Source organism: Micromonospora sp. NPDC048935, from assembly GCF_043197875.1.
In the GTDB taxonomy this organism is placed as follows: Bacteria; Actinomycetota; Actinomycetes; order Mycobacteriales; family Micromonosporaceae; genus Micromonospora.
This window is the reverse complement of sequence record NZ_JBICTZ010000003.1, coordinates 500,631-526,638: the sequence shown is the minus strand read 5'-3', so window position 1 is coordinate 526,638 and position 26,008 is coordinate 500,631. Positions and strand designations below refer to the sequence as shown.

Genomic DNA, 26,008 nt, shown 5'->3' with positions numbered 1-26,008 from the left:
AATAACCTCATGATCGTCGGGCGGTCGGGCGGTCGGGCGGTCGGGCGGTCGGGCGGTCGCTCCGGCGCTCCGGCGCTCCGGCGCTCCGGCGCTCGGGCTGGCCGGGCGCTCGGGCTGGCCGGGCGGTCGGGCTGGCCGGGCGGTCGGGCTGGCCGGGCGGGTCGGCGGGGCGGCTGGGTGGGGTGGACGGTCGGGTTGGTCGGATGAGTTGGCCGGGGCGGTCGGCGGGGGAGCGGAGTTGGTGGGGATGGACCTTCTGCGGCGAGTTGGCGTTTATGGCATTTTGTGGGATTCGGACCGGGTCTTGGTGGTCCGGGACGGGGGCGAGGGTGAGTTCCCGGGGATTTGGCGGCTGCCCGGCGGTGCTGTGGCGCACGCCGAGCACCCGGAGCACGCCGTGGTCCGTGAACTCGCCGAGCAGGCCGGGTTGACCGTGACGGTCGGTCGGCTCCGGGCAGTGCTCGCCGACGTGGTCACCTACCCGGAGGACACCGTCGCGCTGCACACCGACCGGCTGCTGTTCGACCTTGCGGCGCACGACGTCGCACTACGCGACGGCGTTCGGCGCGGCAGCGCACCGCACGGCAGCGCACTACGCGACGGCGCACCGCGCGACGGCGCACCGCGCGACGGCGCACCGCGCGACGGCGCACCGCGCGACGGCGCACCGCGCGACGGCGCACCGCGCGACGGCGCACTACGCGACGGCGCACTACGCGACGGCGCACCGCACGACGGCCTGCTGTCCGACGCGGCCGGGGGTGGAGTGGTCGACGAGGTGCGCTGGCTCACCCTGGAGGAGGCGGCGCGGGTGCCGTTGGCACCGTTCACCGCCGGGGTGCTCGGCCTGCCGGTCGCCGCGCTGCCGCCCGGAACGCGCCCGTCGGGTGAGTCGTTTCCGCCGGCGCATCCCGACCGCAGGTTGCGCTTCGGGGCGTACGGGCTGGTCACCGACCCGGCTGGGCGGATCCTGCTGACCGAGATCGCGGCCGGTTATCCCGGGGCTGGCCTGTGGCACCTGCCCGGCGGTGGGACCGACCATGGCGAGCAGCCGGCGACCGGTCTGCTCCGGGAGTTGGTCGAGGAGGGTGGTCAGCGGGGTCGGGTGGGGGAGATCCTCGGCGTGGACAACCTGCACAATCCTGCCGCGCTCGGCCCGGAGGGTCGTCCGTTGGACTGGCATGGCGTACGGGTGATCTATCGGGTGCTGGTGGACGTACCCACTGATGCGGTGGTCACCGAGTCTGCCGGAGGGTCGACGGCTCGGGCGGGGTGGTTCACCCGCGAGCAGGCTCTCGACCTGCCGTTGAGCGATATCGCTGCCTCGGCAATCGGACAGGGTGGCCGATAGCACTCCGCTCGATGAGCCGAGTTGGTGACCCTCCGGTACAGTCAAAGGCGGGAATGATGGAGGAAAAGGGCGATGAAGCCCGGGATGGGAATAAGCGAGCGGTTCGAGCGGTTTAGACCAGTTGTAAGCACCGCCGGCAGCTATCGCCAAGCCATGTCCCCCTATGCGATGGTGTACTCCGCGCAAAACGGCTGCCGGGCCACGCACGGTCCGGCACGAGACAGCCGGACACCCGCCCCGCGGCGGCCAGCCGATCCGGTGATGGAGGAAACGTGCCGAGAGCCCCATGGCGCCGGCGTCGTACTACTGACAGTCCGCGCCCCGCAGGGCGTCGCTGGGCGGGCCCGTTACGCCGCAGCAGCACATTCGCCCGCCAGGTGCTGTTGGTCCGCGTCGGTCGCCGCGACGGCGACCTGCACGCGACCAACATGGCCCCGACCGAGCATCGGTACGCCGACCGGCAGCGTCGCCGCTACGGCCTGGACCGGCTGAGCCGTCCGGCTCTGGGCGTCGGTCGCGCCGAGATCGAGGCGATCATGCCGGTCAGCCCGGCGATGCCGCCCATGACGCCCGTCGACGAGGCTTCGTCGCGGTCGATCCCGCTGCTTCCCGGCGAGCGCACCATCGCCCGCCGGGTGAAGTTCGGTCTGGTCAACGCCTGCACGCTGGCCAGCCTGATGTTGGGCATGCTGGCCATCTTCCTGGCCATGCAGGGCGAGATTCGCATCGCCGCGCTCTGCCTGATCGCCTGCGTCGGCTTCGATGGTCTGGACGGCGCACTGGCCCGCCGACTGGGCGTAGCCAGCCCGTTCGGGGCCCAGATGGACTCACTCGCCGACATGTGCTCGTTCGGCCTCGCCGCACCGGTGGTGGTCTACGCCTCACTCGCCGGCTCCGTCTCCACGGCCGCGGCGGCGGTGGCGTGTGCCCTGGTCGCGGCGTGCGCCGCGATTCGACTGGCCCGCTTCAACGTCTCGCCGAAGGACGGCCGTTTCTTCTGCGGCGTGCCCACCACGATGGCGGCGGCGGTGCTCGCCGTGACGGTGGCCATCGGGCTGCCGGTGCCCGGTGCCGTGCTGGTCGCCGGGGTCGCGCTGCTCGCCTTCGCGATGGTTTCCAGCTTCCCGTACGCCAAGCTCGCCCGCCTGGTGAAGCTGCCGCCGTGGCTGTGGCTGGCCCCGGTGATCGGCGCGCTCATCGACATCCGGCTCACGTTCGCGCTGATCGTGGTGGGTTATCTGGTCAGCGGGCCGGTGCTCTGGCTGCGGCAGCGTCGTACCGCCTGATTTTCGGACACAGAACGGGGCGCCGCGGACAGCGGTGCCCCGTTCCTCGTTTGTGTGGGTCAGCGCCAGCGGGCGATGACCGTGGAGCCGCCCACCACCTTGTCGCCCGGCCCGACCAGCGGGTCCGCGGCGTCGGCCGGGAGGTAGACGTCGGTCCGCGAGCCGAAACGGATCAGCCCGAAACGCTCACCCTTGGCCAGCAGCGCGCCAATCGGCGCGCGCTGCACGATCCGGCGGGCGATCAGCCCGGTGCGCTGCGCGACCACCACCGTGCCGCGAGCGGTGTCCAGCACCGTGTACGCCGCGACGTTGTGTTCGGCGTCCGGCTTCATCGCGTTGACGAAGCCGCCGTCGGCGACGAAGTAGTCCACCACCTTGCCCGCGACCGGGGAACGGTTGACGTGCACGTCCAGCACCGACAGGAAGACGGCGACCCGCAGCCACTCGCCGTCGCCGAAACGCTCGTCGTGCAGTCGCTGCACCGACAGGACCTTGCCGTCCGCGCTGGCGACCACGGCGTTCGGGTCTTCCGGCACGTCGCGTTCCGGGTCCCGGAAGAACGCGGCGACCGGCCCGGCGGCCAGCGCCGGCAGCAGCCAGAGCTTGGACGACGGACGCGCCACCCGGGCCAGCGCGGCGAGGCCCAGCGTGATGCCGGCGGCGGCCACGCCGTTGGAGTCGATGTGCATGCCGCGGGTCAGCGGCACACTCGACGGCCGGTACGCGGGGGCCAACCTGTCGGCCGTGGCGGGGCTGGCCGGGGTGAAGCGCAGTCGGTGGACCCGGATCGGTGGTGAGTTGCGCAGCACCAGGTCGGCGCCGACGCCGTAGAGGGCGTCCTGCCGAGCCAGCTCCGCGGCGGCGCCGCTGGTCCGGCCGGGCGTGGCAGGGGTCGCCACGCTCAGCACCGCACCGTCGGACAGGTATTTGGTCAGGCCCTCGATGCCGTCGCGGGTCTCCTCGGCGGTGCCGCCGAAGACCTCGCCGGCGATGACGACCTCGGCGGCTTCGGCCTCGGCCAGGGAGTCGACGACGCCCACCCGGTCGGCGACCCACCGGCCCTGGGCGTTGACGTGCTCGCGGAGGGCGGCAGCGCCGAACGGCTCGGCGGGCACCACGGTGAGCCGGTCACCGGGGAGCAGCGCGTCGATCGCCGCGGCCAGCACCGCGGACTCCGGGCCCACCCCGACCAGAAGGGCGGCCTTGGGGTCGTTGATCCGGGCCAGTTCGGTGACGAGGGTACGGGCGGCTCGCTCGCCGATGCGGACCGGACCGGACCGGCCGGTCGTACGCACGGCGGGGGACTGGGTCATGTCGGGCGGGCTCCTGACGGGGGTAGAGACGGGAATCGCGGCGGGCCCGCCACGGCGGGGACGGGCCGGCCGGCGGAGGCGAGATCTCCACCGGCCAGCATATGCGCCCGTCCGTGCCGGCGGCACCGCCGTGGTGCTGGAGGAGCCGAGGCCGGCGGGTGCCCGAGGATCAGATCTCTCCGCGTCGACCCTCCCGCCCGTCACCCGACTGGTCGCCGCTCGCGCCGGCTGTCGGCTGGTCGGGCCGGGTCGGCTCGTCGTCGTCCGGCGGGGTCGTTCGGGTGGCGATCCCGATGGTCGGCTCGTCGGAGCGGCCGGGAATCGGAACGGTCTGCGGCTCCGACGGTTGGTGGGCCAGCCAGGCCGGGTGGATCACGTCGGTGGTCGGTGCCGCCGGTGCTCGTACCTCGGTGGTCGCCGGCTGTGGGGTCGCTGCCGGCAGGGGAGTGTCCCAGGTGGAGCGCTCCGCCTCCCAGACCGGCAGCGGCGCCCCGGAGGTCGGCGTGCCGGCACCGGAAACCGGAGCGGACGCGCCGGAGACGGGCACGGTGGCCTCGGTGACGCCGGCCTCGGCGGTCTGCTTCGGCGGGCCCGACCGACCCGAGCGCAGTGCGCCGACCAGCCCGAAGACCCCGATCAGGATGAGAGCGCTGGCCAGGAACCAACCGACCGCCGGCAGCGCGAACCCGAGTATCTGGGCGAGCAGCCACCAGGCCGACAGTGCCAGGAACACGAGCCCGAAGGCGAACGACACCAGATCCGTGCGGTGAGCCTTCACCGGGTCACCTCCAGGTTGCCAGCGTTGACGTGGATGTACAGGCGCAGCTTTCCGCCGCCGGCACCGTCGGCGCCGAGGTCGGTGGACTCCTGCTGGCGGCCGTCCAGCCCGCCGGAGTGATTGCCGAAGACGACGGCGTCGCCGGCGTTGACGTCGGCCACCGTGGTGACGTCCACGTTCGGTGGGACAACCACTGTCGCCTTGCCGAAGTTGATGGCGACCGTCACCTGGCTGTCCCGTTTCGCGAAGTCGATCCCGCGCAGGTCGAGTACGGCGTCACCGAAGCTGTTCTCGTACCGGTCGGCAAGATCGCGGTAGTCCGTCGGTGCCCAGGTCACCGCGCCGTCGACCCCGCGGATCCGGTCGTAGGAATCGGCGACAGTCGCCGTGCCGAGCGCCGCCGCGGTCACCAGACCGAGCGCGATGAGCCAACGGGCCCGGCCGAACCAGGTGCCGACCAGCAGGCCCAGCCCGATCGTGGCCAGCGCGGCCGCGAAGTACGACGCGGCGCTGATGGCGAAGACGTCGAGCAGGTCGAGCAGGGCGACCACGCCGAGGGCCAGGAAGATCAGGGAGAAGGTCACCGCACCGAGCGGAGAGCGTTCCTTGGGCCGCTTCGGTGGCTTCGGTGGCTTGGGCGGGGGGGACGCGGCCGGGGCCGGCGAAGCGTACGGGCCGTGCGGCGCGAACGGGGGACGGTAGCCGGACGGTGGGGCGGCGGTCGGATAGCCGGGCGGGGTGGCGGGTGCGCCCGTCACCGGCGCCGTCGGCCATCCGGCGCTGGGCGTGTTGGTGACCGGCCAGCCGGCTCCGGCGACCGTCGTGTCGGCCGGTTGCCCGGACACCGGCTGGGCCGGGGCGGCCGGCGGTACGTCGTACCCCGGGGTGGTGACGGTGGGCGCCATGGCCGTGGTGGCGTACGCCGGAGCGCCGCTGACCACCGGTGTGGCCGGCACCGGCGTGGTTGACGGCGGCATGCCGTACGTCGGCGCGGGCCAGGTCACCGGCGGGACCGGACCGGGCGGGTTGCCGGCCGGTGTCGGCCCTCCCGGGGTGCCCGGCTGTGGGTTACGGCTGTCCCGGTTGAGCAGCAGCGCGCCGGCGACGAGGATGGCCGCGCCGAGCAGCACCGCGCGGAAGGCGTCGGTGACGATGTAGCCGAAGCTGGCCGCGACCAGGATGCCCAGGATGATGACGGTCACCGGCGACATGCTGGACCGGCCGCGGCCGAGCATGGACTCGATCGGGGACGCCGTGTCGCCCTCGTTCGGGATGATCAACCAGGCGGCGACGTACACCAGGATGCCGATGCCACCGAAGAACCCGAGCACCGCGAGCAGCACCCGCCAGAGCACCGGATCGGTGTTGGTGGCCCGCCCGATCGCCGCGCAGACACCGGCCAGATACCGCCCCTCGCGGGGCCGGACCAACCCGTACCGCGAGGTGAAGCCGGTGCCGGTGAACGGCGGCGGCGCGGACGGACCGGGACCACCCGGCCCGGGTGGCGTGCCGCCGGCACCGTAGCCGGTGCCGGCCGCGAACCCCGGGCCCGGGTAGTGGCCGCCGGCTGGATCGGCTGGTGTGCTGCCGGTGTGCGGACCGAACGTGGTGGGCTCGGTCCATTCGGTGGGCGTCGCGGCGGGCGGGGGCGGTGCTGAACCGCCCGGCTGTGCCGACCCCGGTCGGGGCGGCGGGGCAGCTTCCTGGGTCATGCTTCGATCCTGCTGCCAGGTGAGCCCGAGCGACCTCAGGACACGACCCTGACCCCACCCTGAGATCCGGCGGCCGGAATGTCGGGGGCGTCCCCGTGGTCGTGGGCGCCGCAGCGTGTGACGATCGGATCACCGACCCGAACCACACCCGCCACCGTGACCAGGGAGCCTCCGATCAGCACCGTGACTCCAACCCCGCGCCTCTACCGCGCACCCGAGCACCGGATGGCCGCCGGCGTCGCCGCCGGTATCGCCGACCATCTCGGCATCTCGGTGCTGCGGGTGCGCGTCGCGTTCATGGTGCTGCTCGGCCTGAGTGGGCTCGGCCTGCTGCTCTACGCGGCCTTCTGGGCGGTGGTGCCGCTGCGGCCGGGCGACACCGCCGTGCCGCCGCGTCGCGACGTCGCCCAACTCCTGCCGTTCGTGGGGATCGGGCTCGGTGTCCTGTTGATCCAGGTGATGGTCTTCGACTCGGTCGGGGCGGCCGGCACCGCCGGTTGGCTCGTGGCCATCATCGCGGTCGGCGCCGGGGTCATCTGGCACCAGTCCGCACCCGAACGGCGGCGACAGTGGGGCGAGGCGATGCCGGTGCCCTGGCTCGGCGCGGTGGTCGAGGAGAGCGACAGGCGCGCGTTCGTCCTCCGGTTCATCGGCGGCGGGGTGCTGGTCGCGGTCGGCATCATCGGTGTCGCGGCGGTCTACTCGCCGGCGCAGAACTTCGACGCGGTGATCAACGGCGTGATCTTCGCGCTGGTCGGGCTGGCGGGGGTCGGCGTGGTCGCCGCGCCCGTGCTGTGGCGGACGTACAGTCAGCTCCGCTCGGAGCGCGAGGGGCGCATCCGCGAGCAGGAGCGGGCCGAGCTGGCCGCCATGGTGCACGACCAGGTGCTGCACACGTTGGCGCTGATCCAGCGCAACGCCAGTGACGTCAAGATGGTGCAGCGGCTGGCCAGGGGGCAGGAGCGTTCCCTGCGTAACTGGCTCTACAAGCCCACGGCGTCGCCGAACGAGCGCTTCGCCGCCGCGCTGGAGCAGGCCGCCGCCGAGGTCGAGGACACCTACGCGATCACCGTGGAGGCGGTCGTGGTGGGGGACCGGGAGACCGACGAGAAGGTCGGTGCGCTGGTCGCGGCCGCGCGGGAGGCGCTGGTCAACGCGGCCCGGCACGCCGGGGTGCAGACTGTCTCGCTGTACGCGGAGGTGGAGCCCGAACAGGTAAGCGCCTTCGTCCGGGATCGGGGGAAGGGCTTCGATCCGGATACCGTGGAGGACCACCGGCACGGCGTACGCGGCTCGATCATCGGGCGGATGAAGCGGCACGGCGGACGGGCCGAGATCCGGTCCGGCCCGGGGGAGGGGACCGAGGTCCGGTTGATCCTGCCGATCTCCCGGGACTCGTCCGCAGCGGAGAGGAACAGATGATCATGGCCGAGCAGCCGACCGAGCACGTCGACCCGGCCCAGGCCCGCCCCGAGCGGCTCCGGGTGTTCCTGGTGGACGACCACGCCATGTTCCGGGCCGGGGTGCGCGCGGAGCTGGGCGCCCACGTCGAGGTGGTGGGCGAGGCGAGCACGGTGGCCGAGGCGGTCACCCGGATCGCGGCTGTCGGCCCGGACGTGGTGCTGCTCGACGTGCACATGCCCGACGGCGGCGGGCGCGCGGTGCTGGAGGCGATGCGGCGTACGCACCCGCAGGTCAAGTTCCTGGCGCTGAGCGTCTCCGACGCGGCGGAGGACGTGATCGGGTTGATCCGTGCCGGTGCCCGGGGCTACGTGACCAAGACCATCTCCCCGGACGAATTGGCCGCGGCGATCCGCCGTGTCGCCGACGGGGACGCGGTGTTCAGCCCACGGCTTGCCGGGTTCGTGCTGGATGCCTTCGCGGCCCGTCCGGACGCCCCGGTGGCCGACCCGGAGCTGGACCAGCTCACCAACCGTGAGCGGGAGGTGCTGCGGCTGCTGGCCCGGGGGTACGCGTACAAGGAGATCGCCAAGGAGCTGTTCATCTCCATCAAGACGGTGGAGACGCACGTGTCGAACGTGCTGCGCAAGCTCCAGATGTCCAACCGCTACGAGCTCTCCCGGTGGGCGGCGGATCGCCGGCTGGTGTGACCTCGCCCCGTCCGGGTCGGCGAGGATCAGACAGGCGATCATCGCGCCCTCGTCCACCCAGCCGGTGATCGTGTCCGTGCAGCCGTAGTCGACCTGTCCGGATGGGTCGAAATGCGGGTCGGAACGGACGTCCTAACGGGCAGAGGTGGGCCCGGGGCCCGCGCGCCGCCCAGGTGCGCTTCTTCGGGTGGCGCAACGTATTTCCTGCTCAGTGCGGCCCGCGTCGACCGTTTTATGATCATTTTTCAAGTATCGGCAGCGTGGCGGGCAACTAACGGCTTGATAACGGCACCTTCACGGAAGAGGCCAGTTGGTGTCACAGTGGCAGCACCTCACCATCGGTGTGTGGCACTCCGTACGGCCCATGACCATGTCCCCGCCCTTCGCGGCGGCTCGTGGCCGTGCCTTCCGCGTCGTGTCACGCCTCGTTGGCGGGGGAGCCCGGCGGATCGGAACATCAGGGGTGTCTCCAACTTCCCTGTGGTCCCGGCGACCCGCGCCCCGGGGTGGTCGGGCGGTGTCACCCCCAAACGTGCGTGAAACCCACGACGGAACCTGGTTAGAAAGAGGAGGCCCCTCGGAATGAGAGTCTCGAAGCGGGCGACGAGCGCGATCGCGCTCAGCGCGGCTGCCGCGCTTGTCGCGAGCGGTTGCTCGAGCGGTGGCGACGGCGAGAATGCCGCCAGCGGCGACGGCGCGATTGTCATCCACGGTGTCCAGCCGGAGAACCCGCTGGTCCCGTCGAACACCACGGAGACCGGCGGCGGCAAGATCGTCGACTGGCTGTGGACCGGCCTGGTCGAGTACCCGAACGACGGTGGGGCCCCGCGTAACGCGCTTGCGGAGTCCATCAACACCACGGACTCCAAGGTCTTCACGATCAAGATCAAGAAGGGTACCAAGTTCCACGACGGTACCGAGGTGAAGTCGAAGAACTTCGTCGACGCCTGGAACTGGGCCGCCTACTCGCCGAACGGCGCGCAGAACGGCAGCTTCTTCTCCGACATCCAGGGCTTCGACCAGACCTACACGTCGGACCCGGATGGCGCGGACGGCCCGAAGAAGGCCCCCGCCCCGACCGCCGAGAAGATGTCCGGCCTGAAGATCATCGACGAGCAGACCTTCGAGGTCACCCTGGCGGCGCCGACCGCGGTCTTCCCGACCAAGCTCGGCTACGCGGCCTTCATGCCGCTGCCGGACGCCTTCTTCACCATGAAGCCCGACGAGTTCGGCAAGAAGCCGATCGGCAACGGCCCGGTGAAGTTCGTGTCGTGGGATGACAACGTCCTCGTCAAGCTGACCCGCTTCGACGACTACAACCTTCGCGACAAGATGAAGGTCAAGGACGTCGACGTCAAGCTGTACCAGGACGAGACGGCGGCCTACGCCGACCTGCTCGCCAACAACCTCGACTTCATGGAGGTCATCCCCACCTCGGCGCTCGCCGGCGACAAGTGGAAGACCGACCTCGGTGAGCGGGGCCGCAACACCGTCACGCCGACGACCGCGCTTATCGCGTTCCCGCTCTACGACAAGCGCTTCCAGAACGCGAAGCTGCGCCGCGCCGTGTCCCTGTCGATCAACCGGCAGGAGATCTCGGACAAGATCTTCTTCGGCACCCGTAAGCCGGCCGACAGCTGGGCGAACCCGCTGACCCCGGGCGCCAAGCCGGGCAACTGCACCGCCTGCAAGTTCGACGTGGCCACGGCCAAGACGCTGCTCACCGAAGCCGGCGGCTTCTCCGGTGAGATGGTCTTCTACTACAACTCGGACTCCAGCCACAAGGACTGGATGGACGCCGTTGCGCAGCAGATCAAGACCAACCTCGGCATCAACGCCCGGGCCGAGGGCGTGCCGACCTTCGCGGTCTTCCGTCAGAACGTGAACGCCCACTCGATGAAGGGCCCGTACCGCGCTGCCTGGCAGCAGGACTACCCGGACGTCGAGAACTGGATCAACCCGCTGTACGTCACGGGTGGCTCCTCGAACGACGGCCTCTACAGCAACCCGGAGGTCGACGCCCTGGCGAAGCAGGCCAGCGCCGCGCCGAGCCTGGAGGCTTCGCACGAGGCGTTCGCCAAGGCCGTCGAGAAGGTCGACCAGGACGTCCCGAGCATCCCGATCTACTTCTACGGCCAGCAGTCCGGCCACTCGGAGAAGATCAAGAAGCTCGAGCTGAACAACGTCGGCGAACTCGACATCACCTCGGTCGAGCTCTGATCCGAACGGTCTGACCCCGGGTCGGGCTCGCCACATCCGGTGAGCCCGACCCGGGGCCGTTCCGCGATTGGGTGTTACAACACTCGATGCGCACGTTGTCACCACCGTGTCGGCCGTCCGACGCGCCCCCTGTCTGGAGGACCACCCCATGGGCCGTTATCTGTTGAGACGGCTGCTCCAACTCGTGCCCGTCTTCATCGGTACGACGTTCCTGATCTACTGGCTCGTCTGGGCCGTCCCCGGCGATCCGTTCGCCGGCAAGTGCGGTGAGCGCCGCTGCCCGGACCAGTACATCGCCTTCATGACCGAGAAGTACCACCTCGACCAGAACGTCTTCGTGCAGTACGGCAACTACATGAAGAATCTGCTCCAGGGTGACTTCGGTCAGACGTTCTCGCAACGCGATATCGGCGACATCATCGCCACGGCGTACCCGAACACGCTGAAGCTGGCCCTGGTGGCGCTCGCCATCGAGGCCGTGATCGGCCTGGGCGCCGGCGTGTTGACCGGTCTGCGCCGCAACGGCTTCCTGGACAACCTTGTCCTGGTCTCCACGCTCTTCCTGATCGCGCTGCCGGTCTTCGTCGTCGGCTTCGTGCTCCAGTGGCTGCTGGGCGTGCAGTGGGGCATCGTCAAGCCGACCGTCTCCTCCGAGATGAGGTGGTCCGAGCTGATCGTGCCGGGCTTCGTGCTCGGCAGTGCGTCGGTCGCCTACATCGCCCGCGTGGCACGAACCAGCATCGCGGAGAACCGCCGCGCCGACTATGTGCGCACCGCGATCGCCAAGGGTCTGCCGATGCGTCGGGTGGTGGGCGTGCACCTGCTGCGCAACTCGCTCATCCCGGTGGTCACCCTGCTCGGCACCGACCTCGGTGCGCTGATGGGCGGCGCGATCGTCACCGAGGGGATCTTCGGTATCAACGGTATCGGCCGTGCGGTCTACCGCGCGATCGTCACCAAGGAGAGCGCTACCGTGGTAGGGATCGTGGTCGTCCTCGTGCTGGTCTATCTCGTGATGAACCTGCTGGTTGACCTGCTCTACGCCGCCCTGGACCCGAGGATCCGTTATGAGTGACCCAAGCACCGCATCGGTCGTCAGTACCCCTGGCGCGCACCCGACCGACTCCGCCGCCCCCGCCACCGCGGGCGCTCCGCAGAGTAACGAGAAGCCCCGGGGTCTGCTCGGCGACGCCTGGCGGGACCTCCGGCGCAAGCCGCTGTTCTGGATCTCGGCCACGCTGATCGTCGTCTTCGTGCTGATGGCGCTCTTCCCGGCCCTGTTCGCGCCGGGCGATCCGGTCAACGGGTCGCTGTCGCGCAGCCTGGGCAAGGCGTCCGGGGATGCCTGGTTCGGGTACGACCTGCAGGGCCGCGACGTCTACGCGCGGGTCATCTACGGCGCCAGCGCCTCCATCCAGGTTGCCGTGCTCGCCGTGCTCGGCACCCTGCTGGTGGGTGGCACCATGGGCATCATCTCCGGCTACCGTGGTGGCTGGGTGGACGGGCTGCTGAGCCGGATCGCCGACGTGTTCTTCGGCCTGCCGTTCGTGCTCGGCGCGATCGTCATCCTGACCACGTTCAACGGCTCGGGCTCCGGCAACAGCAAAGTCAAGATCATGGGCCTGGTGACCATCTCCCTGATCGTGCTGAGCTGGCCGGTCGTGATGCGACTCATGCGTTCCTCGGTGCTCGCCACCAAGGAGGCCGACTACATCGTCGCGGCCCGCGCGCTGGGTGCCGGCACCGGCCGGATCATCCTCAAGCACCTGCTGCCGAACTGCCTGGCCCCGCTGCTGGTCTACGGCACGATCATGGTCGGCTCGTTCATCGGCGCCGAGGCCACGCTGTCCTTCCTGGGCGTCGGCCTGAAGTCGCCGGTGGTCTCCTGGGGCATCATGATCAGCGACGGTAAGGACTTCCTCCGGGTCGCGCCAGGGCTGGTCTTCTTCCCCGCCGCGTTCCTCGTCACCGCAGTGCTGAGCTTCGTGATGCTCGGTGAGGCGGTCCGCGAGGCCCTCGATCCGAAACTCCGCTAGGGGAGATCCAGTGTCCGACATTCTCGTGTCCGAGCAGTCCGCGCCGGGACCCGGCGGGTCCGGGCGCCCCGCCGGTCGCCTGCTCGAGGTCGACGACCTGCGGGTGGAGTTCCGCACCCGGGACGGCGTCGCAAAGGTCATCAACGGGGTCACCTACCACGTCGACGCGGGGGAGACCCTCGCCGTGCTCGGCGAGTCCGGCTCCGGCAAGAGCGTCACCGCGCAGACCATCATGGGCATCCTCGACACGCCGCCCGGCTTCGTCACCGGCGGTCAGGTTCGCTTCCACGGCAAGGACATGCTCGCCATGTCCGCCGAGGAGCGTCGCCGCATCCGCGGTGAGGGCATCGCGATGATCTTCCAGGACGCGCTCTCCGCGCTGAACCCCGTCTTCACCGTCGGGTTCCAGATCGCCGAGCAGTTCCGGGTCCGGCGGGGCATGGGGCGCGCCGAGGCCAAGAAGCGCGCGATCGACATGCTCGACCAGGTCAAGATCCCGAACGCCAAGGGTCGGTTCAACAACTACCCACACCAGTTCTCCGGTGGTATGCGGCAGCGCGCGATGATCGCGATGTCGCTGGCACTCGACCCGGAGGTGCTGATCGCGGACGAGCCGACCACCGCGCTCGACGTGACAGTGCAGGCCCAGATCATGGACCTGCTCGCCGAGCTCCAGCGTGAGCGGCAGATGGGCATGATCCTGATCACCCACGACCTCGGCGTGGTCGCCGACGTCGCGGACCGGATCGCGGTCATGTACGCGGGCCGGATCGTCGAGGAAGCCGACGTGTACGACCTGTACGCCAAGCCGGCGCACCCGTACACGATCGGTCTGATCGACTCGATCCCGCGCCTGGACGAGAAGGGGCAGCAGCTCCGGACGATCAAGGGCCTCCCGCCGAACCTGATGAACATCCCGCCGGGCTGCCCGTTCAACCCGCGCTGCCCCATGGCTCAGCCGGTGTGCCGGGAGAAGGTCCCGCCGCTGCTGCAGGTGGGTCCCGCCCGGGCCAGCGCCTGCCACTTCGCCGAGGAGCTGGTGAACCGTGTCTGAGAACATCCTCGAGGTCCGTGACCTGGTCAAGCACTACCCCGTCACGCAGGGCGTGGTGTTCAAGAAGACCGTTGGTCAGGTCAAGGCGGTGGACGGCGTCTCGTTCGGTCTGCGTGCCGGTGAGACGCTCGGCGTGGTCGGCGAGTCCGGCTGCGGCAAGTCGACCCTCGCCCGGGTTCTGATGAACCTGGAGAAGCCGACCTCCGGCAGCGTGATGTACAAGGGCCAGGACACCTCGAAGCTGTCCGGCGGGGCGCTGCGGCGTCTGCGTCGGCAGATCCAGTTGGTCATGCAGGACCCGTACACCTCGCTGAACCCGCGGATGACCGTCGGTGACCTGCTCGGTGAGCCGTTCGAGATCCACCCGGAGGTGGCGCCGAGGGGCAGCCGTCGGGCCAAGGTCCGGGAGTTGCTGGACCTGGTGGGGCTCAACCCGGAGCACATCAACAGGTACCCGCACCAGTTCTCCGGCGGTCAGCGGCAGCGCATCGGCATCGCCCGCGCGCTCGCCCTGCGGCCCGAGATCATCGTCTGCGACGAGCCGGTGTCGGCCCTGGACGTCTCCATCCAGGCCCAGGTGATGAACCTGCTGGAAAAGCTCCAGAGCGAGTTCGGGCTCTCGTACGTCTTCATCGCGCACGACCTGTCGGTGGTCCGCCACCTCTCGGACCGGGTCGCGGTCATGTACCTCGGCAAGGTCGTCGAGATCGGCACCGAGGACGAGATCTACGAGCGGCCGACCCACCCGTACACCCAGGCTCTGCTCTCGGCGGTGCCGGTTCCGGACCCGACGCAGCGGAACAACAAGACGATCATCCGGCTCACGGGTGACGTGCCGTCGCCGATCAGCCCGCCCTCGGGCTGCCGGTTCCGGACCCGCTGCTGGAAGGCACAGGACATCTGCGCCGAGCAGGTGCCGCTGCTGGAGATCCGACGGGACTCGGACCACCCGAGCGCCTGCCACTTCGCGGAGCGGCGCGAGATCGTCGCCACCCACGAGGCCTGAGTCACCCGAGACCGCCTGCCGACGTCACCACGACGACGGCAGGCGGTTTCGTCTGTCCGTGTGACCCGGCCGGCTCGGGCTCGCCAGCGGCCGGGCGGCTCAGAGCGGCCCGCGGCCCGCACGGAGCAGCAGCAGGGCCAACTGGGTGCCGTCGGCGCCGAGGGCGACCCGGAACCGCTCCAGGATCTTCCGCTCGCGCGAGAGCACCAGGCGTGTCCCGCCGGAGGCCATCCGGGTCGCCCCGACCTCCTGGGACAACGCGGCCCGCTCCTGCCAGAGCGCGATCATCGCATTGTCGATCTCGTCGATCCGTTCCCTGATCTGCACGATCCGCGCGGAGGCGGCTGGTTCTTCGGTGCCGGTCCGTGCCTCGGCCGGCCCGGCGCTGTCGACCGCCGGGGGCGCGGACACCGCCGGCTCGGTCCCGTTCGGCACGGGCCGTTCCGACTCGGGTCGGGTCGTGCCGCCGCTCTGCTCCATCACGTCTGTCATCATCGGGTACCTCTCGCGCTGTGGTGCCCGGTGCCCGGAACCCGGGACGGAAAAAGCCCCGGACTCCAGGAGCCCGGGGCTTTTGCAGGTCTGAATCGATCAGGCGCGACCCACGGCAGCCGGACTCCCGGTGCCATAGTAAAAGTCGTAGCGCGCAGCGATCACGTTGACGAGTATGCCCACGTCCGCACCTGGCGCGCAAGGATCCAGCGGCTCTTCCTCGCGTCGCGGCGCAGCGGGGCGGGGCAGTGTCTGACCGGCGGCATAGACTTGTCGGGCGATGCATCCTCTCTTCGACATCCCCGCGTCCCCGCCTGCGCCGGAGTCCGCGCCGGCCCGCCCGCACCGACCCGGGCCGGCTCCCGCGCGCCTCGATCCGCAGCAGCTGCTCGCCGGGCTGAACGGGCCACAGCGCGACGCGGTCAGCCACGCCGGCTCGCCGCTGCTGATCGTTGCCGGCGCCGGGTCCGGCAAGACCCGGGTGCTCACGCACCGGATCGCCTACCTGCTCGCCGCACGGGACGTCCATCCCGGTGAGATCATCGCGATCACCTTCACCAACAAGGCCGCCGGCGAGATGAAGGAGCGCGTCGCCGCGCTGGTGGGCCCCCGGGCCCGCCTGATGTGGGTGTCGACGTTCCACTCCGCGTGCGTCCGGATCCTGCGCGCCGAGCACGAGCACGCCGGCCTCAAGTCGACCTTCTCGATCTACGACGCGGACGACTCCCGCCGGCTGATGCAGCTCGTCACCCGCGAGCTCGATCTCGACCCGAAGCGCTACCCGGCGCGCGGGCTGGCCGCCCAGGTCTCCAACCTCAAGAACGAGCTGGTCGACCCGGAGCAGTTCGCGGCGCGGGCCACCGGGCCCAACGAGCGGGCCCTCGCCGAGGCGTACACGCTCTACCAACGCCGGCTGCGTGAGGCGCACGCACTGGACTTCGACGACCTGATCATGACCACGGTGCACCTGCTCCAGTCGCACCCGCACGTCTCGGAGAGCTACCGGCGGCGGTTCCGGCACGTGCTGGTGGACGAATACCAGGACACCAACCACGCCCAGTACGTGCTGATCAAGGAGTTGGTGTCCGGCACCGACGGGCTGGAGCCCGCCGAGCTGTGCGTGGTCGGCGACGCCGACCAGTCGATCTACGCGTTCCGGGGTGCGACGATCCGCAACATCCTGGAGTTCGAACGGGACTTCACCGACGCGCGGACGATCCTGCTGGAGCAGAACTACCGCTCCACCCAGACCATCCTCAACGCCGCCAACGCGGTGATCGACCGCAACACCTCCCGCAAGCCCAAGCGGCTGTGGAGCGAGGCCGGCGCCGGCGAGCAGATCGTCGGCTACGTGGCCGACACCGAGCACGCCGAGGCCGACTGGGTGGCCCGGGAGATCGACAGGCTAGTCGACGCCGACGAGACCCGCCCCGGCGACGTCGCGGTCTTCTACCGCACCAACGCCCAGTCCCGCGTCTTCGAAGAGGTGTTCATCCGCGTCGGCCTGCCCTACAAGGTGGTCGGCGGGGTGCGCTTCTACGAGCGCAAGGAGGTCCGCGACGCCCTGGCGTACCTGCGCTCGGTGGTCAACGACGACGACACGGTGAGCCTGCGGCGGGTCCTCAACACCCCCCGCCGGGGCATCGGCGACCGGGCCGAGGCGTGTGTCGAGGCGCTCTCCAGCCGCGACCGGATCTCGTTCGGCGCGGCGCTACGCCGGGCCCGGGAGGCGCCGGGCATCTCCAGCCGGGCGGCCAACGGCATCGGCGACTTCGTGGCGCTGCTCGACGGTGCCCGGGAGTTGGCCGAGACCGGCACCCCGGAGGAGGTGCTGGAGGCGCTGCTGACCCGCTCGGGCTACCTCACCGAGCTGGAGGAGAGCCTGGACCCGCAGGACGCCGGCCGGGTGGACAACCTCCAGGAGCTGGTCAGCGTCGCCCGGGAGTACACCGAGCGGATCGAGGCGCTCGGCGAGGAGGGGGAGCGGGCCACCCTCGCCGGCTTCCTGGAGCAGGTGGCGCTTGTCGCCGACGCCGACCAGATCCCCTCCGACGACCCCGACCACCAGGGCGTGGTCACCCTGATGACGTTGCACACCGCCAAGGGCCTGGAGTTCCCGGTGGTGTTCCTGACCGGGCTGGAGGACGGCGTCTTCCCGCACCTGCGCTCGCTCGGCGACACCCGCGAGCTGGAGGAGGAGCGCCGGCTGGCGTACGTCGGCATCACCCGCGCCCGACAGCGGCTCTACCTCTCCCGGGCGGTGACCCGCTCGGCCTGGGGGCAACCGTCCTACAACCCGCCGTCGCGGTTCCTGGAGGAGTTGCCGACCGAGCTGGTGCACTGGGAGCGCACCGAGGGGTCGTACACCTCGTGGGCCGGCGGGGGCGGCGGCGTCGGCGGCCGCGCGGACCGCGCGCCCGGCGCGCGTGGCAACTTCACCGGGGGTACGCCGAAGGCGGCGCAGTTGGCCCAGCGGCTCGGCGTGGACGCCAGCCGGCTGACCACGGCCAGTGAGCTGCCGCAGGGGCCGAAGGTGTCGGCGGGCGACCGGGTCAACCACCAGCGGTACGGGTTGGGGCGGGTGCTGGCCGTGGAGGGGCACGGCCCGGGGGCCCGTGCGCAGATCGACTTCGGCGACCAGACCATGTGGCTGGTGCTCCGGCACGCCCCGGTCGACAAACTCTGACCGGCTCCGGATGACGGCAGGGGTGGCCTCCGGTGCGACGGAGACCATCCCTGTCCGGCTGTCGCGCCGGCTCAGCAGCCCAGGTCGACGCCGTGCGCCCGCATGAACGGGGCCGGGTCGATCTGGTTCCACATGCCCTGGTGCACCTCGAAGTGCAGGTGCGGGCCGGTGGCATCGCCGGTGGCACCCTCGTACCCGATGACCTGGCCGGCCTTGACCTTCTGACCGACGGTGACAGCGATGCGGCTCTGGTGGGCGTAGTGGGTCAGGTAGCCGTTGCCGTGGTCGATGAAGACGGAGTTGCCGTACCCGTCGGCGGCGTCACCGGCCTGGGTCACGGTGCCGGCGGCCGCGGCGCGGATCGGCGTGCCGGAGGGCAGTGCCAGGTCGATACCGGCGTGCAGGGTTCCCCAGCGCTGTCCGTAGCAGGAGGTGACGGCGGCGCCCGGCATCGGGTTGACCCAGGCGGGTGTGGGCCTGCTGGTCTTCTTCGGCTTCGGCTTGGCCTTCGCGGTGGCCGTCTTCGCGGGTGCCGGGCTGGCGCTTGTCGCGACCGGGCTCGGCGTGGCGCTGACCGAGGGGGTGACCGGCGTGCTCGACTCGCGAGTGGAGCGGTCGGCCCGGCTGGCGGCCTCGTTGCGGGCCTGCGCGTCGAGGGAGACGGCGGCGGGTGCCGGGCGGTCGCTACCTGTGGTGGCGACGACGACGCCACCGAGGCCGAGGGCTACCAGAGCGGCGGCACCGACCACGATGAGGCGGTTGCGCCGGACGGAGCGTCGCGGCTGCTCGGTCTGGGCGGTGTCGGGGGTGTTCTCGTTCTGGACGGGGCTGTCTTCCTGCACGGCGGACCTTCACAGTCGAGGGGCACTTGACCTCGAAATACTGGTGTCGAGCCGGGTCGGGGGCGGGATGGGGACCGGGTGGCCTGGCACTGAACGGCGGCTCACCTGCCCGGATATGACCCGCTCTGCGGCACTACGACCGGAAAAGTGATCATGCGTGGTGGTGTCGCCGCTCACAGTCTTCGCTGTGACCTGGAAGACATCGGCCCACGCAAAACCGCCCGGATCGACAGATCCGGGCGGTCAACGGTCGGTACGCAGCGTCAGGAGCCCGCTACCTCGCTGTAGATTGCCTCGACTTGCAGCTTGATGTCCACTCCGCGGTCCTGGAGGAACGGCACCGGGTCGATCGGCTTGCCCTTGACATGGATCTCAAGGTGCAGGTGGGTGCCGTAGGCGTGACCCGTCTGGCCGACGAGGCCGAGTTGGTCACCGGCCTTGATCTGCTGGCCTTCCTTGACGCTGACCGCGGAGGAGTGGCCGTAGATGGCCTCGCTGCCGTCGGCGTGCTGCACGATCACGGCGTTGCCGTACCCACCGAACCAGCCGGCCTTGGTGACCAGTCCGTCGTGGATCGCGACGTAGGGCGTGCCCTCGCCGGCGACCAGGTCCACGCCGGTGTGCATCTTGCCCCAGCGCATCCCGTAGGGGGAGTTGAAGTCGTAGCCCTGCAGCGGCAGCAGCCACACCTCGGGCTCGGCGCTGTCCTTGTTGCGGCTGTCCCGCGAGGCGCGGTCGGCGTTGTCGGCACGGGCCGCGGCGTCCTGGCTGGTGACCGACGCCTGCTTGAGCTCGTCGAGCACCGTCGGGCTGACGTCCTTGGCGTCCGGCAGGGCGCTCGCGCCGAGCGCGACGATGCCGGCTCCGACGAAGGCGGTGGTGACGACAGCGGCGTAACGGCTGCGCGGTGGGGTGGGCACACGGCGACGACCGCGATATCGATCGGGCTCAGACGACAGGCGCTGGCGCACGCACACCCTCCGTTGTCGGGGTTCCGAAGCGGCCGGTGGGCGTTCGTGAAGCTCCAGTGAACGTCCGCTGACCGCGTCGTCACCCGTCCATGGACCTGATGACAACCGTGGACACGTTAGCCAACCACCAGACGAGTCACAAGCTAGAGCGGAAAATTGGCGTGTCGATCTGTCCGTTTGCGTCCGTGATTGTCATGCATCGTGACGCCGAACGGTGCCCCCGTTGCTGCCCGTTCGTCGCCGAGCGTGACCGGTCCGGCGGAGTCGTCCGACTTGACTGCGGGCCGTGCCGCGACGCGTCGGGCGGTGCTCGAACGCCACGTCGGGCAGCGCCGGACCGCCGCCGGGCGGTGCTGGAATCTCCTCGGCGGGTCTCTTCGGGCTGCGCCGTGGTCGCGGCGCGCGGTTGACTGGTCACGGAGCCGGGTTCCGGCCCGGTTTTCCGGCGCCGGGTCCGTCAGGTTACCGTTCGTTCAGGTGAAGGCCGTGTAGCCGGTGAAAGGTGTGCGCTGATGAGCTCTCGTATTCGGGTCGTCGTCGCCAAGCCCGGCCTGGACGGCCACGACCGGGGCGCGAAGGTCGTCGCGCGTGCCCTGCGCGACGCGGGGATGGAGGTCGTCTACACCGGCCTGCACCAGACCCCCGAGCAGATCGTGGAGACCGCCATCCAGGAGGACGCCGACGCGGTCGGCCTGTCCGTCCTCTCCGGTGCGCACATGACGCTCTTCCGGCGGGTGCTGGAGCTGCTCGGTGAGCGGGACGCCCGCGACATCGTCGTGTTCGGTGGCGGCATCATCCCGAACGGCGACATTCCCGAGTTGGAGAAGCTGGGCGTCGCCAAGATCTTCACGCCGGGCGCCACCACTCAGGCGATCGTCGAGTGGGTCCGCGAGAACGTCGCCCAGCCGGTTTCCTGAGCCACGCCACGGCGGGCCCTGATCGACGACCGGGTTCTGGGCACGGGGGAGGGGCCGGACGCACCCCTCACACGTCCGGCCCCTCTATGCACGATGCCCCGCCGCCACCCCTCGACCGACAGGGCATCGGCCGTATCCCGTCTTTGCGCTGCTCAGCGCGCCGACATCTGACTCAACGACGCCCCGACGGCGGGGTTACGCAAGCCGGACAACATCGCTCGGACGGTGGATGCGGCCCCGGTCGTGGCCGAGAACCGGCCCCGACCGATGTCCGGTTGTGCATTACCGCACACCGCGCACCCGCTCGGTTGCCGGCGGTGCCGACCTCGCTAGGCTGCGGCCAATGGCCTGTTTCAACTGATGACAGGCGTCAAACTGTTTTCTGAACGCTGGTGGCGGCGCGACGGCGCGCCGCGGAGACGGGACGGGACGCGCAATCGTGGACCTGTACGAGTACCAGGGGCGGGACCTGTTCGAGCGGCACGGCTTGCCCGTGTTGGCCGGCGGCGTCGCCACTACCCCGGAAGAGGCCCGTGCGATCGCCGAGCGCCTCGGCGGTCGCGTGGTCGTCAAGGCGCAGGTGAAGGTCGGCGGCCGCGGTAAGGCCGGCGGCGTCAAGCTGGCCGAGGGCGCCGAGGAGACGGTGGCCCGCGCCACCGACATCCTCGGCATGGACATCAAGGGCCACACCGTCCACAAGGTCATGATCACGGTGACCGCGGACGTGGCCGAGGAGTACTACTTCTCGTACCTGCTCGACCGGGCGAACCGCACCTTCCTCTGCATCGCCAGCGTTGCCGGCGGCATGGACATCGAGCAGGTCGCCGCCGACACCCCCGACAAGGTGGTGAAGGCCCCGATCGACGCCGTGCAGGGCGTGAACGAGGCCAAGGCCCGCGAGATCGTCACCGCCGCCGGGTTCCCGGCCGAGGTCGCCGACCAGGTGGTCGAGATCGCCGTCGGCCTGTGGCAGGCGTTCGTCGCCGAGGACGCCACCCTGGTCGAGGTCAACCCGCTCGCCAAGAACGGCGACGGCCGGATGCTGCTGCTCGACGCCAAGATCAGCCTGGACGAGAACGCCGCGTTCCGGCACCCGGACCACGAGGCGCTCGTCGACCAGGCCGCGGTGGACCCGCTGGAGCAGGCCGCCAAGGCCAAGGACCTCAACTACGTCAAGCTCGACGGTGAGGTCGGCATCATCGGCAACGGCGCCGGCCTGGTCATGTCGACCCTCGACGTGGTCGCGTACGCCGGTGAGCGGCACGGCAACGTCAAGCCGGCGAACTTCCTCGACATCGGCGGCGGCGCGAGCGCCGCGGTGATGGCGAACGGGCTGGAGATCGTGCTCTCCGACCCGGCGGTGAAGAGCGTCTTCGTCAACGTCTTCGGCGGCATCACCGCCTGCGACGAGGTCGCCAACGGCATCATCCAGGCACTCGCCCTGCTGGAGCAGCGCGGCGAGAAGGTCACCAAGCCGCTCGTCGTCCGTCTCGACGGCAACAACGCCGAGGCCGGCCGGGCGATCCTGGACAGCGCGAACAACCCGCTCGTGCAGCGGGTGGACACCATGGACGGTGCGGCCGAGCGGGCCGCCGAGCTGGCAGCTGCGGGGGTCTGATCATGGCTATCTGGCTGACCAAGGACTCGAAGGTCATCGTTCAGGGGATGACCGGTTCCGAGGGTTCCAAGCACACCCGGCGGATGCTGGCCGCCGGCACCAACGTGGTGGGTGGCGTCAACCCGCGCAAGGCGGGCCAGACCGTCGACTTCGACGGCACCGAGCTGCCGGTCTTCGCGTCCGTCGCGGACGCGATGGCCGAGACCGGGGCCGACGTCACGGTCATCTTCGTGCCGCCGCAGTTCACCAAGGCCGCCGTGGTCGAGGCGATCGACGCCTCGATCCCGCTGGCCGTGGTGATCACCGAGGGCGTGCCGGTGCACGACACCGCGTCGTTCTGGGCGTACAACGTGGCGAAGGGCGAGCAGACCCGGATCATCGGGCCGAACTGCCCCGGCATCGCCTCGCCCGGCGCGTCCAACGCCGGCATCATCCCGGCCGACATCACCGGCTCCGGCCGCATCGGCCTGGTCAGCAAGAGCGGCACGCTGACCTACCAGATGATGTACGAGCTGCGCGACATCGGCTTCTCCACCTGCGTCGGCATCGGCGGTGACCCGATCATCGGGACCACCCACATCGACGCGCTGGCGGCCTTCGAGGCCGACCCGGAGACCGACGCCATCGTGATGATCGGTGAGATCGGTGGCGACGCCGAGGAGCGGGCCGCCGAGTTCATCAAGGCCAACGTCACCAAGCCGGTGGTCGGCTACATCGCCGGCTTCACCGCTCCTCCGGGCAAGACCATGGGGCACGCCGGGGCGATCATCTCCGGCTCGGCCGGCACCGCCGATGCGAAGCAGGCGGCGCTGGAGGCGGTCGGCGTCAAGGTCGGCAAGACGCCGACCGAGACCGCGAAGCTGATGCGGGAGATCATGTCCGGCAGTTGAGCCGGCCAGGCAACACCGAAGGGGGTCGACCGCAGCCGGTCGGCCCCCTTCGGCGTACGCGTGGTGGGTTGGTCAGTCGTTGTTCCAGAACGGGTAGTTGCCGGTGGCACGCAGGATCGCCCCGCCGATGATGTTGATCACGCCGAACACGATGGCGAGGTAGCCCAGCACCGGTGACTGCCCGTTGCGCCGGGCGTCGCGGATGGACAGGTAGCCGAAGATGATGCCCAGGATGCCGCAGCAGATCAGCCCCAGCACGATGCCCAGCACGCCCCAGAGCGTCGTCCGGTCCCGTCCCCGGGCCGGTGGTGGCGGTGGTGGCGGGTATGGCGTCGTCACAGCGTCCTCCGGACGTTCGTCGGCGGCGGGCCGGCCGGACCGCGACAGGTGGACCCGACCCGGGCGGCGGCGACTCGCGCCCCCTTCGGCCGAGGCTAGACCGGACGGGGCGGCCGGGGCCCGGGTTCGGTGAACTCGCCGCCCTTCGGGCGGGTTATCGGACTGCCACGGCCCGCGCGACGTGCCAGAGTAGAGCGGATGTCCCCCGTCACCCCTGACCGTCCCAGCCGTCCCGGCGGTGTGCACGCCGACGACCGGCCGGTCGATCGCGCCGCACCGGCCCGACGGGTGCCCGCGCCCCGCGCGGCGGGGTCGCCACGCGGGCGGGCGCCGTTGCCCGTCGCCGCCGGGGTGGCGGCCGTTTGGGCCGCCCTCACCTCCTACCTGCCGGTCGCCATCGTTCTCGGCCTGGTGCACCTCGGCACGGATTCCAGCACCCTGACCAGCACCCTGCGCACCGCGCTCGCCGGCTGGCTGCTCGGGCACGGCGTGGGGCTGCACACCGAGTCCGGTCCACTCGGGCTCGCCCCGCTGGCGCTGACCGTGCTCGCGCTCTGGCGGCTGACCCGGGCCGGCGTGCACGTCAGCCGCGCGATCGGCGCCCGCGACACCCGCTCACCGCGTCGGGCGCTGCTCGCCGCGGGCGCGGTCGGCATCGCGTACGCCCTGCTCGGCGCGCTCGCGGCGGTGCTGATCGGCGCCGACGGGCCGGATGTGTCGGTGCTCCGGACGGCAGCGACGTTCGCGGTGGTCGGCACGCTCGCCGCGCTTGTCGGCGCCGCCCGCATCACCGCCGTGACCCAGATCGTCGTCGGCTGGCTGCCGAGCCCGGTGCGTGACGGCGTGCGCAGCGGTCTGGTGGCCGGGCTGCTGCTGCTCGGCGCGGGTGCCGGCGCGGCCGGCCTGGCGGTGGCCACCGGCGGCGGCGACGCGGCCGACATGATCGGCGCGTACCGGACCGGGGTCGCCGGGCAGACCGGGATCACCCTGGTCAGTGTCGCGTACGCGCCGAACGCGGCGGTCTGGTCGGCCAGTTACCTGCTCGGGCCGGGTTTCGCGGTGGGCACCGACACCGCGGTCCGCACCAGCGAGGTGTCGGTCGGCGCGTTGCCGGCCGTGCCACTGCTCGCCGGCCTGCCGCGCGGCCCGGTGGACGGCTTCGGTGCCCTCCTGCTCGCGGTGCCGGTGCTGGCCGGGATGGTCGCCGGCTGGTTGCTCGCACGCCGGCTGGCGCGGCTCGCCGGGGCGGAGCGGGCCCCGCAGCGCTGGGCCGAGGTGCTGGTGCCGGCGGCGCTGGCCGGGCCGGTGGCCGGGGTGCTGCTCGGCGTGGCCGCCGCGGTGTCCGGCGGGCCGCTCGGTGCCGGTCGGCTGGCGCAGGTCGGGCCGGTGGGCTGGCAGGTCGGGGCGGTGGCGGCAGGTGTCATCGCGGTCGGCGCGCTGCTCGGTGCCGCGGCCACCCGAGCGCTCACCCGCGCCCCCGCACCGCAGGCCGCGCTGCCCCCGCGCCTGCCCTCGCGCTGAAGGCGGGCGCTGAACGCCCCGCAGGTGCCCCCGCGCGCGGGACGCGACCGCGGGACGCCCCGCGCGTGTCCTCGCGGGCTGAACGAACGTGAGACACCCCGCGCCGAACGAGCGCGGGGCGCCCCGGACGAATCCGGAGCGCCCCGTCGACAACCACCCGGTCAGGGCTGGGTGGGCAGGTTTACCTGTGCCACCACGAGCAGGATGATCAGCAGAATGCCGAGCACGACGCCGACCGCACCGCAGATCAGGCCGGCCTTCGCCTGCCCGGCGTTGTTGGCCAGGCCCTGGGCGACCTTCTGCTTGGCGAGGTAACCGGTGACCACTGCCGCGATGCCGACCGGGATGCCCAGGTAGAAGCAGCACAGCAGCGGGATCGACGCGATACCGAGGATCATCGACACCAGGCCGAGGGTGTTGTTCTGCCCCTGCGCCTGCGGATACCCGGCGTTCGGGTACGTCGGGCCGGTGCCGTACTGCGGCGGCTGGCCGTACGGGTCCTGGTACGCCGGCTGCTGGCCGTACGGCTGGCCCGAGGTGGGCTGCTGGCCGTACGGGGCCTGCGGTGCCGCGTACGGATCCTGCTGGCCGTACGGCTGGCCGGAGGTGGGCTGCTGGCCGTACGGGGCGGCTGGCGGCGGAGGGGCGGTCGGGTCCTGGTTGGGCTGCTGGCCGTACGGGTCCTGACCGGGGTTACCGGGCTGCATTCGAAAAGCTCCTTGGACTGGTTCCGTCAGTTACTGCTGTTGTTTCCATCCATGATCGCGGTCAGTCCTCCCAAAGCCCAGTGCCGCAGCCGGAGGACATCTCTCCCAAAGCGCGGGAAAAGGGCCTTCTGGTCGATTTCCGCGCGTCGGGTCAGTGC

At 70.9% G+C, this 26,008-nt stretch carries 21 protein-coding genes and 1 pseudogene; 14 read left to right on the top strand and 8 right to left on the bottom strand.

The features are described from left to right. Positions 1-247: 247 nt before the first annotated feature. Both ACGFIW_RS13080 and ACGFIW_RS13075 read left to right on the top strand, forming a co-directional pair. Positions 248-1,351 (top strand): NUDIX hydrolase, encoded by a 1,104-nt coding sequence (locus ACGFIW_RS13080; protein WP_393313929.1) that lies wholly within the window; start codon positions 248-250, stop codon positions 1,349-1,351. A 272-nt stretch (positions 1,352-1,623) separates the two neighbouring features. Next, complete coding sequence (locus tag ACGFIW_RS13075; RefSeq protein WP_393313926.1) at positions 1,624-2,637, top strand: CDP-alcohol phosphatidyltransferase family protein; 1,014 nt, start codon at positions 1,624-1,626, stop codon at positions 2,635-2,637. Positions 2,638-2,696: 59 nt separating this feature from the next. Here the strand turns inward: ACGFIW_RS13075 and ACGFIW_RS13070 are convergent, their stop codons facing one another. The 3 genes and pseudogenes from ACGFIW_RS13070 to ACGFIW_RS13060 all read right to left on the bottom strand — a co-directional run bounded on the left by ACGFIW_RS13070 (position 2,697) and on the right by ACGFIW_RS13060 (position 6,440). Beyond that, positions 2,697-3,950 carry a phosphatidylserine decarboxylase gene (locus ACGFIW_RS13070; protein WP_393313923.1) on the bottom strand — a complete coding sequence of 418 codons (1,254 nt, stop codon included), beginning with the start codon at positions 3,948-3,950 and terminating at the stop codon, positions 2,697-2,699. Between the two features lie 556 nt (positions 3,951-4,506). Then, positions 4,507-4,728 (bottom strand): annotated as a pseudogene (locus tag ACGFIW_RS13065) (hypothetical protein); the annotation flags it as partial. Then, positions 4,725-6,440 (bottom strand): PspC domain-containing protein, encoded by a 1,716-nt coding sequence (locus ACGFIW_RS13060; protein WP_393313920.1) that lies wholly within the window; start codon positions 6,438-6,440, stop codon positions 4,725-4,727. The pseudogene ACGFIW_RS13065 and the gene ACGFIW_RS13060, both read right to left, overlap by 4 nt. A gap of 156 nt (positions 6,441-6,596) precedes the next feature. On the opposite strand from ACGFIW_RS13060, the gene ACGFIW_RS13055 reads away from it, so the two are divergent. The 7 genes from ACGFIW_RS13055 to ACGFIW_RS13025 all read left to right on the top strand — a co-directional run bounded on the left by ACGFIW_RS13055 (position 6,597) and on the right by ACGFIW_RS13025 (position 14,867). Then, positions 6,597-7,862 carry a PspC domain-containing protein gene (locus tag ACGFIW_RS13055; protein WP_393313917.1) on the top strand — a complete coding sequence of 422 codons (1,266 nt, stop codon included), beginning with the start codon at positions 6,597-6,599 and terminating at the stop codon, positions 7,860-7,862. Positions 7,863-7,864: 2 nt separating this feature from the next. Continuing rightward, positions 7,865-8,551: a response regulator gene (locus ACGFIW_RS13050; protein WP_393313914.1), complete on the top strand. Its 687-nt coding sequence runs from the start codon at positions 7,865-7,867 to the stop codon at positions 8,549-8,551. A gap of 582 nt (positions 8,552-9,133) precedes the next feature. Beyond that, complete coding sequence (locus tag ACGFIW_RS13045; RefSeq protein ID WP_393313911.1) at positions 9,134-10,771, top strand: ABC transporter substrate-binding protein; 1,638 nt, start codon at positions 9,134-9,136, stop codon at positions 10,769-10,771. A 148-nt stretch (positions 10,772-10,919) separates the two neighbouring features. Next, positions 10,920-11,846 carry an ABC transporter permease gene (locus ACGFIW_RS13040; RefSeq protein ID WP_393313908.1) on the top strand — a complete coding sequence of 309 codons (927 nt, stop codon included), beginning with the start codon at positions 10,920-10,922 and terminating at the stop codon, positions 11,844-11,846. Then, positions 11,839-12,807: an ABC transporter permease gene (locus ACGFIW_RS13035; RefSeq protein WP_393313906.1), complete on the top strand. Its 969-nt coding sequence runs from the start codon at positions 11,839-11,841 to the stop codon at positions 12,805-12,807. The genes ACGFIW_RS13040 and ACGFIW_RS13035 overlap by 8 nt, the downstream gene beginning before the upstream one ends. A 25-nt stretch (positions 12,808-12,832) precedes the next feature. Continuing rightward, positions 12,833-13,861 carry an ABC transporter ATP-binding protein gene (locus ACGFIW_RS13030; RefSeq protein WP_393314078.1) on the top strand — a complete coding sequence of 343 codons (1,029 nt, stop codon included), beginning with the start codon at positions 12,833-12,835 and terminating at the stop codon, positions 13,859-13,861. Further along, on the top strand, positions 13,854-14,867 hold the full coding sequence (locus ACGFIW_RS13025; RefSeq protein WP_393313903.1) for an ABC transporter ATP-binding protein: 1,014 nt from the start codon (positions 13,854-13,856) through the stop codon (positions 14,865-14,867). The genes ACGFIW_RS13030 and ACGFIW_RS13025 overlap by 8 nt, the downstream gene beginning before the upstream one ends. A 99-nt stretch (positions 14,868-14,966) precedes the next feature. On the opposite strand, the gene ACGFIW_RS13020 is transcribed toward ACGFIW_RS13025, so the two are convergent. After that, on the bottom strand, positions 14,967-15,362 hold the full coding sequence (locus tag ACGFIW_RS13020; protein ID WP_393313900.1) for a chorismate mutase: 396 nt from the start codon (positions 15,360-15,362) through the stop codon (positions 14,967-14,969). Positions 15,363-15,639: 277 nt separating this feature from the next. Between ACGFIW_RS13020 and pcrA the strand changes: the two genes are divergently transcribed. Beyond that, the gene (gene pcrA / locus ACGFIW_RS13015; RefSeq protein ID WP_393313897.1) at positions 15,640-18,045 is read left to right on the top strand and encodes a DNA helicase PcrA; all 2,406 of its coding nucleotides are present in this window, start codon (positions 15,640-15,642) and stop codon (positions 18,043-18,045) included. 71 nt (positions 18,046-18,116) lie between these two features. Here pcrA and ACGFIW_RS13010 read toward each other — a convergent pair whose 3' ends face one another. Further along, the gene (locus ACGFIW_RS13010) at positions 18,117-18,887 is read right to left on the bottom strand and encodes a M23 family metallopeptidase (protein ID WP_393313894.1); all 771 of its coding nucleotides are present in this window, start codon (positions 18,885-18,887) and stop codon (positions 18,117-18,119) included. A 263-nt stretch (positions 18,888-19,150) separates the two neighbouring features. Next, on the bottom strand, positions 19,151-19,858 hold the full coding sequence (locus tag ACGFIW_RS13005; RefSeq protein WP_357526323.1) for a M23 family metallopeptidase: 708 nt from the start codon (positions 19,856-19,858) through the stop codon (positions 19,151-19,153). Positions 19,859-20,370: 512 nt separating this feature from the next. On the opposite strand from ACGFIW_RS13005, the gene ACGFIW_RS13000 reads away from it, so the two are divergent. From ACGFIW_RS13000 to sucD, 3 genes are all read left to right on the top strand, one after another. Beyond that, positions 20,371-20,775, top strand: a complete 405-nt coding sequence (locus ACGFIW_RS13000) for a cobalamin B12-binding domain-containing protein (RefSeq protein ID WP_088987674.1) — start codon at positions 20,371-20,373, stop codon at positions 20,773-20,775. A gap of 439 nt (positions 20,776-21,214) precedes the next feature. Then, positions 21,215-22,393 carry an ADP-forming succinate--CoA ligase subunit beta gene (gene sucC, locus ACGFIW_RS12995; RefSeq protein ID WP_393313891.1) on the top strand — a complete coding sequence of 393 codons (1,179 nt, stop codon included), beginning with the start codon at positions 21,215-21,217 and terminating at the stop codon, positions 22,391-22,393. A gap of 2 nt (positions 22,394-22,395) precedes the next feature. Next, positions 22,396-23,283 carry a succinate--CoA ligase subunit alpha gene (sucD, locus tag ACGFIW_RS12990; protein ID WP_393313888.1) on the top strand — a complete coding sequence of 296 codons (888 nt, stop codon included), beginning with the start codon at positions 22,396-22,398 and terminating at the stop codon, positions 23,281-23,283. A gap of 72 nt (positions 23,284-23,355) precedes the next feature. On the opposite strand, the gene ACGFIW_RS12985 is transcribed toward sucD, so the two are convergent. Continuing rightward, positions 23,356-23,622: a DUF4190 domain-containing protein gene (locus ACGFIW_RS12985; protein ID WP_357067663.1), complete on the bottom strand. Its 267-nt coding sequence runs from the start codon at positions 23,620-23,622 to the stop codon at positions 23,356-23,358. Between the two features lie 198 nt (positions 23,623-23,820). Here ACGFIW_RS12985 and ACGFIW_RS12980 point away from each other — a divergent pair, with 198 nt between their 5' ends. Next, on the top strand, positions 23,821-25,143 hold the full coding sequence (locus ACGFIW_RS12980) for a DUF6350 family protein (RefSeq protein ID WP_393313885.1): 1,323 nt from the start codon (positions 23,821-23,823) through the stop codon (positions 25,141-25,143). A 161-nt stretch (positions 25,144-25,304) separates the two neighbouring features. Here the strand turns inward: ACGFIW_RS12980 and ACGFIW_RS12975 are convergent, their stop codons facing one another. Next, the gene (locus tag ACGFIW_RS12975) at positions 25,305-25,850 is read right to left on the bottom strand and encodes a DUF4190 domain-containing protein (protein WP_393313882.1); all 546 of its coding nucleotides are present in this window, start codon (positions 25,848-25,850) and stop codon (positions 25,305-25,307) included. Positions 25,851-26,008 lie beyond the last annotated feature (158 nt).